Annotated in this window: 15 protein-coding genes; 6 read left to right on the top strand and 9 right to left on the bottom strand. The window is 72.9% G+C overall.

The window, feature by feature from the left end:
* Window positions 1-8: 8 nt before the first annotated feature.
* From ACOZ90_RS02610 to ACOZ90_RS02650, 9 genes are all read right to left on the bottom strand, one after another.
* Complete coding sequence (locus tag ACOZ90_RS02610; RefSeq protein ID WP_422892079.1) at window positions 9-2,099, bottom strand: tetratricopeptide repeat protein; 2,091 nt, start codon at window positions 2,097-2,099, stop codon at window positions 9-11.
* 64 nt (window positions 2,100-2,163) lie between these two features.
* Window positions 2,164-3,195: a YheT family hydrolase gene (locus ACOZ90_RS02615; RefSeq protein WP_422892080.1), complete on the bottom strand. Its 1,032-nt coding sequence runs from the start codon at window positions 3,193-3,195 to the stop codon at window positions 2,164-2,166.
* Window positions 3,188-4,006 (bottom strand): lysophospholipid acyltransferase family protein, encoded by an 819-nt coding sequence (locus ACOZ90_RS02620; protein WP_422892081.1) that lies wholly within the window; start codon window positions 4,004-4,006, stop codon window positions 3,188-3,190. The genes ACOZ90_RS02615 and ACOZ90_RS02620 overlap by 8 nt, the downstream gene beginning before the upstream one ends.
* Window positions 4,006-4,377 (bottom strand): hotdog fold thioesterase, encoded by a 372-nt coding sequence (locus ACOZ90_RS02625; RefSeq protein WP_422892411.1) that lies wholly within the window; start codon window positions 4,375-4,377, stop codon window positions 4,006-4,008. The genes ACOZ90_RS02620 and ACOZ90_RS02625 overlap by 1 nt, the downstream gene beginning before the upstream one ends.
* A gap of 177 nt (window positions 4,378-4,554) precedes the next feature.
* Window positions 4,555-4,734: a hypothetical protein gene (locus ACOZ90_RS02630; RefSeq protein ID WP_422892082.1), complete on the bottom strand. Its 180-nt coding sequence runs from the start codon at window positions 4,732-4,734 to the stop codon at window positions 4,555-4,557.
* 105 nt (window positions 4,735-4,839) lie between these two features.
* On the bottom strand, window positions 4,840-6,819 hold the full coding sequence (locus ACOZ90_RS02635; RefSeq protein ID WP_422892083.1) for a phospholipase D family protein: 1,980 nt from the start codon (window positions 6,817-6,819) through the stop codon (window positions 4,840-4,842).
* Complete coding sequence (locus ACOZ90_RS02640; protein ID WP_422892084.1) at window positions 6,816-7,400, bottom strand: YceI family protein; 585 nt, start codon at window positions 7,398-7,400, stop codon at window positions 6,816-6,818. Before ACOZ90_RS02640 ends, ACOZ90_RS02635 begins: the two co-directional genes overlap by 4 nt.
* Window positions 7,391-7,867, bottom strand: coding sequence for a SixA phosphatase family protein (locus tag ACOZ90_RS02645; RefSeq protein WP_422892085.1), 477 nt, complete (start codon window positions 7,865-7,867; stop codon window positions 7,391-7,393). The genes ACOZ90_RS02640 and ACOZ90_RS02645 overlap by 10 nt, the downstream gene beginning before the upstream one ends.
* 17 nt (window positions 7,868-7,884) lie before the next feature.
* Window positions 7,885-8,517 (bottom strand): nucleotide-binding protein, encoded by a 633-nt coding sequence (locus tag ACOZ90_RS02650; protein ID WP_422892086.1) that lies wholly within the window; start codon window positions 8,515-8,517, stop codon window positions 7,885-7,887.
* 108 nt (window positions 8,518-8,625) lie between these two features.
* Between ACOZ90_RS02650 and ACOZ90_RS02655 the strand changes: the two genes are divergently transcribed.
* From ACOZ90_RS02655 to ACOZ90_RS02680, 6 genes are all read left to right on the top strand, one after another.
* Window positions 8,626-10,110: an AAA family ATPase gene (locus tag ACOZ90_RS02655; RefSeq protein WP_422892087.1), complete on the top strand. Its 1,485-nt coding sequence runs from the start codon at window positions 8,626-8,628 to the stop codon at window positions 10,108-10,110.
* Window positions 10,111-10,326: 216 nt separating this feature from the next.
* Window positions 10,327-11,016: an ABC transporter ATP-binding protein gene (locus ACOZ90_RS02660; RefSeq protein ID WP_422892088.1), complete on the top strand. Its 690-nt coding sequence runs from the start codon at window positions 10,327-10,329 to the stop codon at window positions 11,014-11,016.
* Window positions 11,000-11,995, top strand: a complete 996-nt coding sequence (locus ACOZ90_RS02665; protein ID WP_422892089.1) for an HlyD family secretion protein — start codon at window positions 11,000-11,002, stop codon at window positions 11,993-11,995. Before ACOZ90_RS02660 ends, ACOZ90_RS02665 begins: the two co-directional genes overlap by 17 nt.
* Window positions 11,992-12,966 carry an HlyD family secretion protein gene (locus ACOZ90_RS02670; RefSeq protein WP_422892090.1) on the top strand — a complete coding sequence of 325 codons (975 nt, stop codon included), beginning with the start codon at window positions 11,992-11,994 and terminating at the stop codon, window positions 12,964-12,966. The genes ACOZ90_RS02665 and ACOZ90_RS02670 overlap by 4 nt, the downstream gene beginning before the upstream one ends.
* Window positions 12,963-14,234, top strand: coding sequence for an efflux RND transporter periplasmic adaptor subunit (locus tag ACOZ90_RS02675; protein ID WP_422892091.1), 1,272 nt, complete (start codon window positions 12,963-12,965; stop codon window positions 14,232-14,234). The genes ACOZ90_RS02670 and ACOZ90_RS02675 overlap by 4 nt, the downstream gene beginning before the upstream one ends.
* Window positions 14,231-15,481, top strand: coding sequence for an ABC transporter permease (locus ACOZ90_RS02680; RefSeq protein ID WP_422892092.1), 1,251 nt, complete (start codon window positions 14,231-14,233; stop codon window positions 15,479-15,481). The genes ACOZ90_RS02675 and ACOZ90_RS02680 overlap by 4 nt, the downstream gene beginning before the upstream one ends.
* Window positions 15,482-15,522: the final 41 nt, after the last annotated feature.

The raw sequence follows: 15,522 nt of genomic DNA on the forward strand, positions 1-15,522 counted from the left end.
CCTCGCGGTCAGTTCTTGGGATAGCCCAAGCGTACCGCCACCGGTGAAAGAACGGCGAAAGCGTCCGCAAGTACGCCGGCGTACTTGCGCCAGTGCCCGGCCGCGAACCGCTGGGTGCCGAACAGCCCCTGCGGCGGCACCGGCAGCTGGATACCCAGTGCGGAGGCCACCGGCCCGGCCATTTCCGGCGGCGAGTTGATGGTGTCGTCCAGGCGTAGCAGCACGTGCGGGTGCAGCTTCTGCTCGTCGAGCACGGCAATGTGTTCGAGCGCGGCGGCCAGCCAGCCCGCGGCCTCGGCCGGGGTGCCCATCCGCAGCGGCAGGTGGCCGCCGCTGGAGAGCCAGTCGAGCAGCATGTCGCGCGGGTCACGCAGCGCAAACAGCAGCAGCGCCTGGGGCAGGTGCGGGCGCACCACGTCCAGCAGGATGTTGTCCCAGTGCGGCAGCAGGTCGATCACCGGGCCGTCCTGCGCCAGCCCGCGGGCCGGCAGCGCCTGGCGCCACTGTGCAGCCACCTCGGCCGCGTCCACGACGCCATCGGCAAGCGCGGCGGGCAGATCCAGCCGCTGCAGCGGGTCGACCGGCGGCCGCGGGCCAAAGCGGTCGGCGCGGAACACCGGCACCACCCGATCCAGCAGCCGGGCCACGCTGTCCACGCCCGACCCCGGCAGGCCGGTCAGAAAGGCCATGGCCGGTGCATCGGCCGGCACATCAGCCGCGTCGGCACGGGGCGCATCGGCGGAAGTCACCGCGGGCAACGCGAACAGGCGCTCCGCGTGCCGGGCCTGTGCCTCGGCCTGGCCTTCGCTCCACGCCTGCGCCGCACCCGCGTGGTCGCCGGCCAGGTCACAGGCGCGCCCGAGCCAGCGGCGCAGCGCCCACTGGCGGGGGGTATCGGCGCCCGCCTTGTCCAGCAGGCCGCGGGCGAACGTCACCGCTTCGGCGGGATCACGTGCCGCCACCATGTCCAGCAGCCGGCCCTGCGCCGGCTCGTGATCCGGAGCCAGCTCCAGGATCCCGCGCAGGGTCGCCTCGGCCCCGGCCTGGTCGCCTTCCGCGGCCTGCCGGCCAACCTGGGCCTCGCGCGCCTCGATGCTGTCCGGCCGTGCGGCCAGCCAGCGCTCCAGCACCCCGGCCCGCGTCTGGGGCGTGGTTTCCACCGACAGCCGCGCCCGCCACAGCAGGTCGACCCCGGGCGACGTCGACAGCAGCGCCTCGAGCGCGTTGCGCGCATCGTCCGGATCACCCAGCCGGCTCCAGGCCTGCATCGCCATGTCCAGGGTGGCCTCATCGGCGGGCATCGCCGCCAGCGCGCCGCGCAGCCAGCGCAGCGCGCGCTCGGGCTGGCCGATCCGCATGGCCAGGTGGCCGGCGAAGCGGCGGCCTTCCGGCGACGCGTGCTCCGGCAGCTCAAGCATCGGCTCGATCTCGTCCAGCGCCTCCTCGAAGCGCTGCTGCCGGTACAGCAGCTCAGCCAGCGCGCGGCGCAGGGCGTGGTGCCCCGGGCGCAGTTCGCGCAGGCGCCGGAACGCCTGCTCGGCGAACGCCAGGTGGCCGTTGGCCAGATAGATGAAGGCGGCGGCGTTGAGCACCTCGACGTCCTGCGGGGCCTGCTCCAGCGCCGGCGACACCTTCGCCAGCGCGCCGGCCTTGTCGCCCCGGCCCAGCGCCACCATGGCCTGGATCGACCGCAGCACCGGGTGCTCGGGGGCGATGCGCCCGGCCACCACCGCCTTGCGCTCGGCCTCGTCCAGGTCGCCGCTGCCCAGCGCGATCTGGGCCTGGATCAGATAGGCGCCCAGCTGGTTGGGATCCAGCTCCAGGGTCTGCTCCAGCGCCTGCCGGGCTTGGGCCACCTCGCGGCTGCCCAGCAGCACGCCGGCGCGGTGGAAATGCAGGTCGGCGTCATCGGGGGCAAGCGAGATCGCGTGGTCGATCGCCGCCAGCGCCGCCTGGTGCTCGCCGCCCAGGCGCAGGGCCTGGGCGAGCATGCGGTAGGCCACGGTGTCACCCGGGTCGGCTTCGATGGCCGTGCGGGCAAGCGCCTGGGCCTGGTCGTGGGCGCCGCGGCGCAGGGCGTCAAGAATCTGTTCGTGCATGGAATGGGCCGGTCAACCGCCATACGGCGCGGGCGGCCATTGTAATGAAGCCCGGCCGCCGCGCTCAGCCGGCGGCGCGCTCCATCCCGGCGGCCATCCGCGCCGCCATCCAGCGCTCGGCGTAGCCGTCCAGGCGGGCGTTCTCGATGAAGCCGCAGTGCCCGCCCCACGGCGCGATCTCCAGCCGCGCATGCGCGGGCAGGCGCAGGGCGCGGAAGCCGTCGGCGGGGATCACCGGGTCGTCCTCGCTGGTCAGCACCGCGGCGGGCACCTGCAGCCCGGACAGGCGCTCGCCGGCGATCGAATAGCCGTCGAAGTACGCCTGCAGGCTGCCGAAGGCGGTATTGCGCAGCACCAGCCGCTCGGTCAGCTCGCGCATCCCCAGCTTCAGGGTGTCGTCGTCGTAGTCGTGCAGGTCCGGGAACAGCTCGCGCTTGCGCAGCAGCGAGCGCCGCCACTTGTTTTCGAAGTGGCGCAGGTAGATCGGCACCCCGCGCTCCATCTGCACCAGGGTCAGCGCCGGATCCAGCACCGGGCACACCGCGGCCACGCCGGCCAGCGGCAGCCCCGCGGCCGGCGCGCGCAGGGCCAGGCGCAGGGCGAAGTTGCCGCCCAGCGACCAGCCGCCCGCCAGCAGCGGCCGGGCCGGGAACCGCCGGCCCACGTCCACCGCCGCGTGCACCACCTCGTCGATCAGGTTGGAGTGGAACAGATCCGGGTTGAGGTGGTGGGAATCGCCGTGGTCGCGGAAGTTGAGCCGGAACACCTCGAAGCCGCGCTGCAGCAGCTGCGCCGCGCCCAGGCTCATGTAGCTCGAATCGCTGCTGCCCTCCCAGCCGTGCAGCAGCAGCACCAGCCCGCGCGAGGGCCCGCCCGGCACCGCGCTGTGCAGCCCGTGCAGGCGCACCCCGCCGCCGCCGTCGACGATATGCGCGGTGGTCTGCGCCCCGGTGGCGGCCAGCGCCAGCTCGCCGCGCCGGCGGCGCCAGCCGCTGGTGCCCAGCACCGACTGCAGGTGGGCGTTGCGCAGCCAGCGCGGCGGCGCGTAGTCCGGCGCTGCCGCCGTGGCCGCCTGCGCGGACATCGCCTCAGCCATGTTCCCCGGCCAGCGCCGCCACGATCCGCTCACGCGCCAGTTCGGCCACGCGGCGGCGGCTGCCGGCCTGCACCGGATCGATCGGCTCCAGGAAGATCACGTCGCCCAGCCGCCCCGGCTCGCCCAACAGGCGCAGGAAGTTGCCGACGAAGTGCTCCCCCGGCGCGAACGCCACCACCATCTGCGCATCGCCGTGCTCGCCATAGCGCAGCGCCACCGGCTGCACCGTCACCCCCGCATCCACCGCGGCGCTGAAGATCCGGGCGTGGAACGGCCCGACCTCGTCGCCGCCGCGGGTGCGCCCCTCGGGGAACACCCCCACCGAGCGCCCCGCGCGCAGCCGCGCCTGCATTTCCCCGGTCACGTCGCCCAGCGATTCCTGGCTGCCGCGCCGGTGGAAGATGGTCTCGCCCTTGGCCGCCATCCACCCCACCAGCGGCCAGCGGCTGATCTCGTACTTGGCCACGAACCCCATCATGCGCTGGCTGTGCAGGGCGAGGATGTCGACCCAGCTGACGTGGTTGGCCACGAACATGACCCCACCTTCCACCGGCATGCCGATCCGGCGCAGGCGGAAGCCGAACACCCGCATCAGCCCACCCTGCCAGGCCCGGGTCACCCGGTGCCCGAGCGACTCGCCGCTGGCCAGGCGCACGCGTGCCAGCGGCAGGCTGAGCACCAGCATCACCGGCGGCAGGTGCACCAGCACGTGCCAGGCCAGCATCGGGAAGCGGTATGCGTAGCGGAACATGCGCGCCACGCCGCCGCCGGCGCGCGGTGCAGCGCGCGCAGCCTGTCCGGATCGCTCCATCAGCGCGCGGCCGCGGGCAGCGGCACCACCGCCAGGGTCAGCCGCGAGACGCAGACCAGGTGCCCGGCCGCGTCCTCGATGCGGATTTCCCACACCTGGGTGCTGCGGCCCACGTGCAGCGGCCGGGCGGTGCCGGTGACGGTGCCGCTGCGCACGCCGCGCAGGTGGTTGGCGTTGATCTCGATGCCCACGCAGGCGCGGCCCTCGTCCACGCAGAGCATGCCGGCGGTGCTGCCCAGGGTCTCGGCCAGCAGCACCGAGGCCCCTCCGTGCAGCAGTCCGTAGGGCTGGTGGGTGCGGGCGTCGACCGGCATGGTCGCGCGCAGGAAATCGTGGCCGATCTCGGTGAACACGATGCCCAGCGGCTCCATGGCGGTGCCACGGGAGCTGGCGTTGAGCGCGTCAAGCGTGGTGGCGCGGCGGAACGGGGAGGGGGCGGGGGGGGCGGCGGTGGAGTCGTTCATCCCCGGCAAGATAGCGGGCGCCGCATCCGCCGGCCAGCAGGCTGTGCGCTTGCACGCCTCGCGGCCGGCGGCGGACAGGGGGAATCAGGAGACCCGGAAGCGCGCGGCCGGGCCGCTGGGGGCATAGCTTCCGCGGCGGGCGTAGCCGCTGCTGCTGCCATAGCCGACGCCGAATTCACGGCCGCGGTGTTCGCGCATCGGGGCAGTGGTGCGGGCGGCGCGGCGGGAAGGCTGGGAAGCGGGGATCTGGAAGCTGGCGTTCATGGCGTTCTCCTCGGGGGCAAGGGAGCTTTAGTGCTCCGGTGTGCTGGTATAGTACAACACCAAGGCAAAGCGACATGTGCTGGAAGTCATCCCCCCCGGAAAAAACTACAGAATCGGCACCAGCCCGGCCCCGAAGGCGGTGCTGATGCGGGTCAGGATGCTGCGCCAGCCCAGGTTCACCTCGGGGAAGTCGCCCACCGGCTCGTGGCACTGGCGGAAGTCCGCGTCGCTGGCCATCGGCGGCGGCAGCGGACACTCCGGGCCGGGCACGAACTGGTAGCTGGTGGCGTAGCGCCGCGGCCAGAAATCGAACAGCGGCAGGTGCTCGAACACCTTGCCCACAGAATAACCCAGCCCCGACAGCACCGGCGGCCGGTCGCGCGGGGCGATCACCCACGAGTTTTCCGGGGCCATGTCGCGGCGGATGCTTGCGGCCAGCGCCCGCGCAAACGCCGGATCCTCGATCACCACCGCGCTTTCGGTATTGAGGTTGTCGCCGCGTGGATCGAAGTTGTGGGTGCCCACCACGCCGATGCGCTCGTCCACCACGATCGACTTGGAGTGCACGCCCACCCGCACCCCTGCCCGGCGCAGCGGCACCGGCTCGTTGACGCCGATGCCGGCCCAGCGCAGCGCAGCGTATTCGCGATCAAGCGGGGTGGTGCGCGGCGACGTCGGCCCCGCGCCGTCGCCCTGCCACTGCGCCTGCCCCTGCGCCGCCTGCGGTTCCACGGTCACGCCCGGCCCGGCATCGCGGGTCTGCACCTGCACCGTGCCATCGGGATTGATCGCGATGTCGACCGCCCCGGTGGCGTCCACGTCCACCGGCGCATCCAGGGGAAAGGGCTTGTACTCGTAGATCTGGAAGCCGAGGTCGCGCAGGTGCCGGCGCCGGAACTTGTAGGACATCGCGTAGATCAGGAACGAATCGGTGGCGGCCAGGCTGTTGGTGGAGATCACCACCCGCGGCCCGTCCTCGCGCGCGCGCAGGCCGGCGAACATCTCGCGCGCCGGCTGCGAGAGCACCAGGTAGGGCGTCTGCATCAGGACTTCCTCCCGTGCCCCTTCGATGATCTCGCGCAGGCGCACGGTGGCCGGGGCGTCTTCCTCCCAGGCAGCGCGGTGCTTTTCCGGCGGATCGGCGATGAACTCCACCTCGCCGACGCTGATCGCGGCCCCGGCCAGGCGCTCGGACACCAGCTGCGCGTCATCCGCGTCGCGCGAGATCGCCGCCACCCGCTGCGGCATCCGGTACTGCGCCGCGGGCAGCTGCACCGCGCCCTTGTCCAGCAGCCGCCGGGCCACGTCCTTGAGTTCGGCTACCGGCACCGCGCGCGGGGAGTTCCAGAACGCCTCGAAGTTCTCCGCCATCCGTGCCGTCACCGGCCCCCCGACCAGGATGTCGCGGTCGCGGAAGTTGAAGTTCGGGTCCCAGTCGTAATACCGGTCCTGGTAGTTGCGCCCGCCGGTGATGCCGACGATGCCGTCGACCAGGAACTCCTTGTTGTGCATGCGCCGGTTGAGCTGGCGCCAGCAGCAGGCCGCCGCCAGCACGTACTGCGGATAGCTCAGCCGCGCCCGCCCCAGCACCGGGTTGTAGATGCGGAACTGGAAGTTGACGTGCGCCGAGGCCAGCGCCGCCAGCGTGTCCACGTGGCGCAATGCCGACAGCTGGTCCACCAGCACCCGCACCTTCACCCCGCGCCTGGCCGCGCCCAGCAACTCGTCGATCACCAGCCGGCCGGCGTCGTCCTCGTCGAAGATGTAGGACTGCAGGTCGATGCTGCTGCGGGCCGCGCGGATCAGGTCCAGGCGCGCGACCAGCGCGTCCTGGCCGTAGTCGAGCAGCAGCACCTGGTGGCTCGGCGCGGCCGGCGCGCTGCGCGCATGCGCCTGCACCGCCAGCGCGCGCAGCGGCGACGGCCGCGCGCAGGCGGTGTCCGGCTGGTCGCAGTCCACCGCCACATCGCGCGCCTGGGTGGCGATGTGCACGGCCTGCTCGCGCTCGAGCTGCGACAGCCCAGCGCATCCGCCCAGCGCCGGCAGCAGCAGCGCCAGCCACAGCCATCGCCGCGCCACGCTCATGCCGCCCCGGGCTCGCGCGCCCACAGGACCAGGTGGAAGCGCACCCGGTCACCCAGGGCCAGCGCCCAGCGATCCATGCCGTAGTCGCGGCGCGATACCTCGCCTTCCACCAGCACCGGGCAGTCCAGCAGCGGGCGTTCGCAGCTGGCCGGCGTGATCGTGAACACCTCCTCCCGGCGCAGCCCGCGCATGCCGACGATGCCGGTCAGCTCACCACCCTGCAGCAGCAGCCCGGGCGGGAACGGATCGGACTGCAGCTCCATCTCCGGCCAGCGCTGCACGTGGAAGAAACCCTCGTCGCGGGTGACCCGGGTGTAGCGCGGGTGGCCGACGATCTCCACCTCGCGCGCGTCCACCCGCATGCGCACCTGGCGTTCCCCGCCGGGCATCGCCACCACCGTCCCGCGCCAGGCCGGGAAATTGCCTTCCAGCGCCTGCCCCCAGCGCGTGCGCAGGGTGAAGCCCACCTGCGAGGTGGCGGCATCGATTTCCAGATCCCGTCCGCTGCCGTCCCCGGCCGGGACCGGAAAGGGCAGCAGCAGGCAGAGGCTCAGCAGGCCGGCATGGGCCTTCACGGCCACCAGAACGCGGACAGGGCGGCGGTTCCGGGCTCGATCGACCCCTCGGCGGCGAACTCCAGCACCGCGATGCCCGCCGGCGGCATGCCGCGGAACTCGGTGGACTGGCCGCTGTGCAGCAGCGCCACCAGCCGCTCCAGGCCCGGGTTGTGGCCCACCAGCAGCAGCCGATCCACCTCGCGGTAGCCCTCCAGCAGCCCGGCCAGGGTGCCGGCGGTGGCTTCGTAGACCTGCTGCTCAAGCCGCTGGTCGACGTAGCCGAGCACCGAGAGCACGGTTTCCAGGGTTTCGCGGGTGCGGCGGGCCGGCGAGCACAGCGCGCAGTCGGGCACCAGGCGCTGGTCGGCCAGCCAGCGCGCGGCGGCCTCGGCCTCGGCGTGGCCGTCCGGCGACAGCGGGCGGTCGAGGTCGGATTGCCCGGCCAGCGCCGGTTCGGCGTGGGCGTGGCGGAGCAGGATCAGTTCGCGCATGGGTTCGGGCTCCGGCCTCAGCGTTTCAGCCAGCGCAGCAGCGGCGCCCAGTCTTCCTGGTGCTCGCGGGCCTTGCGCGACTGGTAGTCGAACAGGCTCTTGCCCAGCCCCACCAGCACCACGTAAGCCTGGCTGTCGCGCAGCTCGGCCACGGTGGGGTAGGGCCACTGCCCGATGGCTTCCACCGCCCGCTGGGAGGCGTTGGTCCAGGGCCGCAGGCGGTTGGCCACCAGGCCCACCGGCAGCTGGCTGCTGCGCACCCGCGGGTGGTCGAGCAGGGTGTTGAGGAAGGGCACGGTGGCGTCCAGGTCCAGGGTGGAGGGCAGCACCGGCACCACCACCGCGTCGGCATGGTCGAGCCAGATCTCCAGATCCGGTCCCATCGCCCCGGCGGCGCCGTCGATGACCACCTGGCCGGCGTCGGAGGGCACCGACTTCCAGGCCTTCTTGCGCCGCTGGCTGCCGTCGATCGCCAGCACCGCGCTTTCCATCGGCGAGCGCCGCTCGGCCCAGCGCATCGACGAGCCCTGCGGGTCGCCGTCGATGAGTACGGTGTTGTGGCCGGACAGCGCCGCGTGCGCGGCCAGATGGGTGGCGATCGTGGTCTTGCCCACGCCGCCCTTGGAGCTGGCCACCAGAACCGTTTTCATCCGCAACCTCCGGCAGGACAGGTTCCGCGAGGTTACACCGGGCGGGCGACGGCCGCGAGCGCGGGTCTGCTATGGTTTCGCACCTTTTCCACGATCCTCCTGGCCGCGATGGGCGAGATGCAGGACCTGGCCGCGCTGATCCGCGCCGGCACCCCCTTGATCGTGATCGAAACGCCCGACGAGCCGCGGGTGGTGGACATGTTCCGCCAGACCCTGACCCGGGTGTGGCGGGCGATGTACCGCTGGAGCATCACCGAGGGCCTGCGCCGGATCGACCTGGACGGCGAGGATCCGGCCGAGGTGGCCGCCGACATCGGCACCACCCTGCGCACCATCCGCGGCGCCGACCAGCGCGGCGTCTACCTGCTGCTGGATTTCCACCCCTACCTGGACTACGCCGGCAGCCAGCGCCAGCTGCGCGACATCCTGCAGCGCCGCGACTGCCTGCCGCACACCCTGGTGCTGGTGGGCCACAAGGTGGAACTACCGGCGGAGCTGGAAGCCAAGGCCGTGCGCTACCGCCCGCGCCTGCCCGACGCCGCCGCGCTGCGGCGCATGGTCATCGAGCAGGCCCAGGCCTACGCCGCCGAGCACGGCGGCCGGCGGGTGGAGAAGGACCCGCAGGCGCTGGAGCGGATCGTGCGCAACCTGCAGGGCCTGGGCCTGGGCGACGCGCGCCGGATCGCCCGCCAGCTGATCTTCGACGACGGCGCGCTGGACGAGCGCGACCTGCCACAGCTGGCCAGGCTGAAGTTCGAGCTGCTCAACCGCAGCGGCCACCTGCACTACGAGTACGACACCGCGCGGTTTGCAGACGTGGCCGGGGCCCGCCGCCTGAAGCGCTGGATCGAGCAGCGCCGCCGCGTGTTCACCGAAGCCGAACCGCCACCGGGCCTGGACCCGCCCAAGGGCATGCTGCTGCTGGGCGTGCAGGGCTGCGGCAAGTCCCTGCTGGCCAAGGCCGTGGCCGGCGGCTTCGGCGTGCCGCTGGTGCGGCTGGACTTCGGCACCCTGTACGCCAAGTACCACGGCGAGAGCGAGTCCAACCTGCGCGCCGCGCTGGCGTCGGCCGAGCAGCTTGCGCCGTGCGTGCTGTGGATCGACGAGATCGAGAAAGCCATCGCCTCCGGCGGGGAGGGCGACGGCGGCGTGTCGCGCCGGGTGCTCGGGTACCTGCTGACCTGGATGGCCGAGCGCAAGTCGCAGGTGTTCATCGTCGCCACCGCCAACCAGGTGCGCGAGCTGCCGCCCGAGCTGCTGCGCAAGGGGCGCTTCGACGAGATCTTCTTCGTCGACCTGCCCACCTCCGAGGTGCGCGCCGAGGTGTTCTCCCTGCACCTGGCCCGGCGCGGGTTCGAGCCTGCAGGGTTTGACCTGGAAGCCCTGGCCGCCGCGGCCGAGGGGTTTTCCGGCGCCGAAATCGAACAGGCCGTGGTGTCGGCGCTGTACGCCGCGCATGCGGCCGACCGACCGCTGGACGGGGAGCTGGTGCTGGAGGAAATCCAGGCCACCCGCCCGCTGTCGGTGGTGATGCGCGAGCAGGTGGAAGGGCTGCGGGCGTGGGCGGCCGGGCGAACCGTACCGGCTGACTAGCCAGGCCCATGCGTACAGCCTCCTTGCGTGGAAAAACGCGACGTCCAGATTCACCGCATTGTGCCGCCGGGTCAAACCCGCACCATTGCAAGCGCATGCGCGGACAGGCCCCCGCCGGCTGCGTGCAGGCACGCGGCCCAACCTCCGGCCTATGGCGCCGGGAACGATCCGCGGTCACGATGTTCCAAGGGAAGGTGCCCCAGGGGACGGGATGCAATGATCGAACTGCGCAACGTGCAGCGCCGCTACGCGATGAGCGGGCAGACCGTGCATGCGCTGGCAGGCGTTGACCTGCATATCGGCGCGGGCGAGTTCGTGGCCATCACCGGGCCGTCGGGTTCGGGCAAGTCGAGCCTGCTCAACATCCTGGGCTGCCTGGACCACCCCAGCGACGGCCAGTACCTGATCGAAGGCCGCGACGTGGCCAGCTTCAACGACGAAGACTCCAGCGACATGCGTAACCGGCGCATCGGCTTCGTGTTCCAGAGCTTCCACCTGCTGCCGCGCCTGACGGTGCTGGAGAACGTGCTGCTGCCGCTGCGCTTCCACCGCGACCCGCCGGCCGACGCCCACGCGCATGCGCTGGAGCTGCTCGACCGGGTGGGCCTGGCCGAGCGCCGCGACCACCGGCCCAACGAGCTGTCCGGCGGGCAGATGCAGCGCGCGGCGATCGCCCGCGCGCTGCTGCTCCGGCCGGCCCTGCTGCTGGCCGACGAACCCACCGGCAACCTGGATTCAAAAAGCGCCGCCGACGTGCTGGCGCTGATCGGCGAAGTCCACGCCAGCGGCCAGACCGTTGTGCTGGTGACCCACGACCAGGACGTGGCCGCCAGCGCCCCGCGCCAGGTGCGCCTGCGCGACGGGAAAATCGAATTCGACGGAGCGACCCATGCGCCGGTGCACTGAGCTTGCCGCCGCGCTGGCGCTGGCCGCCGCCTGCCTCGCGCCGTCCGCACTCGCGCGCACCCTGGTGCTGACCGGCGAGGTACGCGCGGTGGACGCGCAGCAGATCATCACCCCGCATTCGAACTCCTCGCCGGTGGTCATCCGCTTCTTCATCCCCGAGGGCGATCCGGTCAAGGCCGGCGAGGTGGTGCTGCGGATCGATCCGGGCCAGTCGGCGGCGCAGATCCCGGAGCTGGAGGCGCAGATCGAACAGACCCAGGCGCGGGTGGCCAAGGAGATCGCCGAGCTGGAAGTCACCGCGGTGGACGCGGAGCTGGCACTGGTGGACGCGGAAGCGGAGCTGGCGATCGCCCGGCTGGACGCGTCGATCCCGGCCGACCTGATCTCCGGCCTGGACTACGACCGCCACCAGGGCGAACTGGATCGCACCGTGCGCGAGGCCGCGCTCAAGCAGCGCGAGCTGGCATCCGCGCGCGAAGCGGTGCAGCGGCGCCGCGCCGACGGCGCGCTGGAAGTGGAGAAGCTGACCGTGCAGCGCGACTACCACGCCGCCCTGGTGGAGACCGCCGAGGTGCGCGCCGACCGCGACGGCATCGTGGTTCACGGCTTCAACAACAACTGGCTGGGCGGGCGCATCGACGAAGGCTCCTCGACCATGCCCGGCAGCACCGCCGGCGAGGTCGTCAGCGGCGGCGACATGCGGGTGCAGGCGTGGGTGCTCGAGTCCGACCGCGCCGCACTGCGCGCCGGCCAGGCGGTGCGGCTGGCCTTCGACGCCCTGCCCGGGCGGGGCGTGGACGGCACCATCAGCGGCGTGTCCGGCGCGCCGGAGCGGCGCCCGGAGTGGGGCGAGGGCCGCTGGTTCAGCGTGGACGTGGAGTTCGACGCCGACGGCCTGCGGCTGCTGCCGGGCATGAGCGTGCGGGTGGTGGCCGGGCCGACCGCCAGCGCGGATGCGGACGCGGGAGCCGGCCGGTGAACGCGCGCATCGCCGCCATTTTGCTGGCCCTGCTGCTGGCCATTCCGGTGGCCGCTCAGGCACCGCAGACCCTGCGCATCGACGGCGAGGTCTATGCCCGCCGCACCGCCCCGCTGATGCCGCCTGCGGTTGACCGCATGTGGCAGTTCAACATCACCCAGCTCGCGCCCGACGGCGCGCCGGTGGAGGAAGGCCAGATGGTGGTGGCCTTCGACAGCAGCCAGGTGGCCCGCGAGCTGGCCGAGAAGCAGAGCCAGCTGGAGGCCAAGCGCCGCGAGCTGGAGAAGCTGGAGCTGGATCTGGCCGAGCGCACCCGCAGCGAACGCCTGGCCACGGCCTCGGCGCGCGCGGAGCTGGAGAAGGCCCAGCGCAAGACCGAGCAGCCCGAGGAGCTGGTGGCGGCGCTGGAATACGGCAAGCTGGTGGAGCAGCGCCGCCAGGCCGAGCGCCGCGCCGCGCTGGCCGAACGCCGCGAGGCGCTGGCCGCCGAACAGCGCCGCCAGGAGCGCCGGCTCACCGCGTCGGAGCTGGCCCAGCTGGAAGCCGATGTCACGCGCCTGCAGGCCTCGCTGGGGGCGCTCAACCTGCCCGCGCCGCGCGCCGGGGTGATGATGCACCGCAGCAGCTGGAGCGGGGAGAAGTTCGACGTCGGCTCGCAGGTGTGGCTGGGCCAGACCGTGGCCGAGATCCCGGACACCTCCTCGCTGGCGGTGCGCGCCGAACTGCCCGAGCGCGATCTTTTGCGGGTGGCGGTGGGCGCGCCGGCGCGGATCGTGGTCGAGGGCGGCGGCGGCAGCGTGCACCGCGGCACCGTGGCGGCGATCGGCCGCGCGGTGCGCAGCAAGTCACAGGTGCAGCCGATCCCGGTGCTGGATCTTGAGATCGAGCTGGACGACCCGGCCGCGAAGCTGCGCCCCGGCCAGTCGGTGCGGGTGGAGCTGGCCGCGGGCGGCACGGAGGCGGCGCAATGAAGCGCACCGCGCTCCCGCTCGTCCTCGCCCTGGCCCTGGCCCTGGCCGCCTGCGGCCAGGACACCCTGCCCGCCGCCACCGAGGTGGTCACCGATACCGAGCTGGTACTCAGCGTGGGCGGCGAAGGCGAACTGCGCTCGGCCAAGCCCACCCCGCTCACGGTGCCCGGCCGCAACTGGTCGTCGCGCCGGGTGGAGTGGATGCTGGAGGAGGGCAGCGTCGTGAAGGAGGGCGACCTGCTGGCGCGCTTCTCCTCCCAGGAAAGCGAGCAGCAGCTGGCCCAGGCGCTGATCGAACTGCAGCGCAATGCGCTCGCGCGCGCGGCCAAGGAGGGCGAACTGGAAGCCTCCATCGGCCGGGTCGACGTGGATCTGTCGCAGGTGGCGGTGCAGCTGGGCATCGCCCGCCGCTACGCCGAGGCCGACCTGTCGGCGATCGCCCGCAACCAGGCGCTGGACGCGATCGAGGACGCGCGCTTCCTGGAGACCCGCCAGGACGTGCTGGAATGGCAGCGCGACCAGTCCGGTACCCGCGGCGGCGCCGAGCTGGCGGTGCTGGACGCCCAGCGCGCCACCCACGACATCAACGCCCAGTCCCGCCAGGAGGACCTGGACGCGCTGGAGCTGCGCGCGCCCAACGGCGGCGTGCTGCTGCTGACCGCCAACTGGTCGGGCGACAAGCCGGCGGTAGGCGCCAACCTGTTCGCCGGCACCGAGTTCGGCAGCCTGCCCGACACCTCGGCGATGGAGGTGGAGATCGACCTGCCGCAGATCGAGGCCCAGGGCGTGGCGGCCGGGATGGCGGTGGAGCTGCATCCGATCGGACACCCGGAGCAGGTGATCACCAGCCAGCTGAGCTGGGTGGCCAGCGCGGCCACCGCCAAGAACCGCCAGAACCCGGTGCGCTACCTGTCGATGCGCGCGCCGGTGCCGGCCGAGCGGATCGCCGAGTTCGGGCTGGTGCCGGGGCAGCAGTTCGCCGCGCGGGTGTTCCTGCTGCGCGAGCCGGCGCTGAGCGTGGCCAACGTGGCGGTGCGGCAGCGCGACGGGCGCAGCCTGGTGCAGGTGCGCAAGGGCCGCGGGTTCGAGGAGCGCGAAGTGGAGCTGGGCATGCGCGGCACCGCCCGCTCGCAGGTGCTGTCGGGGCTTGAGGCCGGCGAGGTGGTGCTGCTCAGCCCGGGCGGCGATCCGGCCGAGCTGCTGACGCCGGCCGCGACGGAAGACGAGGCCGGCGGCTCCGCCCCGGCCGATGGGGAGCAGGCGCCATGAACGCTTTGATGTCGCGGCTGCCGCCGATCTGGCGCGAGGCGGTCGAAGAGCTTTGGCGGCGGCGCCTGCGCACCCTGCTGACCCTGCTCGGGCTGATCTTCGGCGTGGGCGCGATCGTGGCCATGCAGGCGGTGGGCGAGGGCAGCCGGCGCGAGGCGCTGCGGCTGGTGGAAGGTCTGGGCCTGCACAACCTGATCGCCGAGGCGCGCCAGCAGGACGAGGCCACGCTGAAGGAAACCCGCCTGCGCAGCCTGGGCCTGACCGTGGCCGACGCCGAGGCGGCGCTGGCGGTGGTGCCGGGGGCGCAGGCGCATGCGGCCGAGAAGCGGGTGCGCACCCACTCGGTGTTCAGCGACCACGGCCGCAGCGACGCCCAGGCCAGCGGGGTCAGCGCCGACTGGTTCCGGCTGTCCTCGCTGCAGGTGGCGGCCGGGCGCGCGCTGGACGCGGACGACGAGGCGGCGCTGGCCGCGGTGGCGGTGCTCGGCCACCAGGCCGCCGCCGACCTGTTCCCCGCCGGCAACGCGGTGGGCGGATTGGTGAAGGTCAACCACGTGTGGCTGGAGGTGGTGGGCGTGCTGGCCGACCGCGACCTGGGCCGCGACAGCTTCGAGGGCGTGCAGCTGGGCGGGGAGAGCAACAGCGTGTACCTGCCGCTGTCCAGCGCGCGGGCGCGGCTGCGCTTCCAGCCGCAGGAGGACGAGATCGACCGGTTCCTGCTGCGCCTGGAAGACCCGGCCGGGCTGGCCGCGGGCGCCGGGGTGCTGGCCGCGGTGCTCGACAACCGCCACGCCGGCATCGCCGACTACCAGCTGGTGGTGCCGCAGCAGCTGTTCCAGCAGCACCAGCAGACCCAGCGCATCTTCCAGGTGGTGATGGGCGCGATCGCGGTGATCAGCCTGGTGGTGGGCGGCATCGGGATCATGAACATCATGCTGGCCAACGTGCTCGAGCGCCGGCGCGAGATCGGCCTGCTGCGCGCGCTGGGCGCCAGGCGGCGCGACGTGATCGCCCAGTTCCTGCGCGAGGCCACGGTGATCTGCGTCAGCGGGGCGCTGCTGGGGCTGGTGTTCGGCGCGGTGCTGGCCTACCTGATTGCCGCGTTCGCCGGCTGGCAGGTGGCGTGGGCGCCGATCCCGATCCTGCTCTCGGCCGCCTTCTGCGCCCTGGTCGGCCTGGCCTTCGGCGTCTACCCGGCCCGCCAGGCCGCCCAGCTCGATCCCATCGCCGCCCTGCGCCACGAATGACGCGGGCCAGACAGGGCCGGGGTTGGACCGCCGGGCAGGAG

It is taken from the genome of Luteimonas dalianensis, assembly GCF_049339425.1.
Lineage (GTDB): Bacteria > Pseudomonadota > Gammaproteobacteria > Xanthomonadales > Xanthomonadaceae > Luteimonas > Luteimonas dalianensis.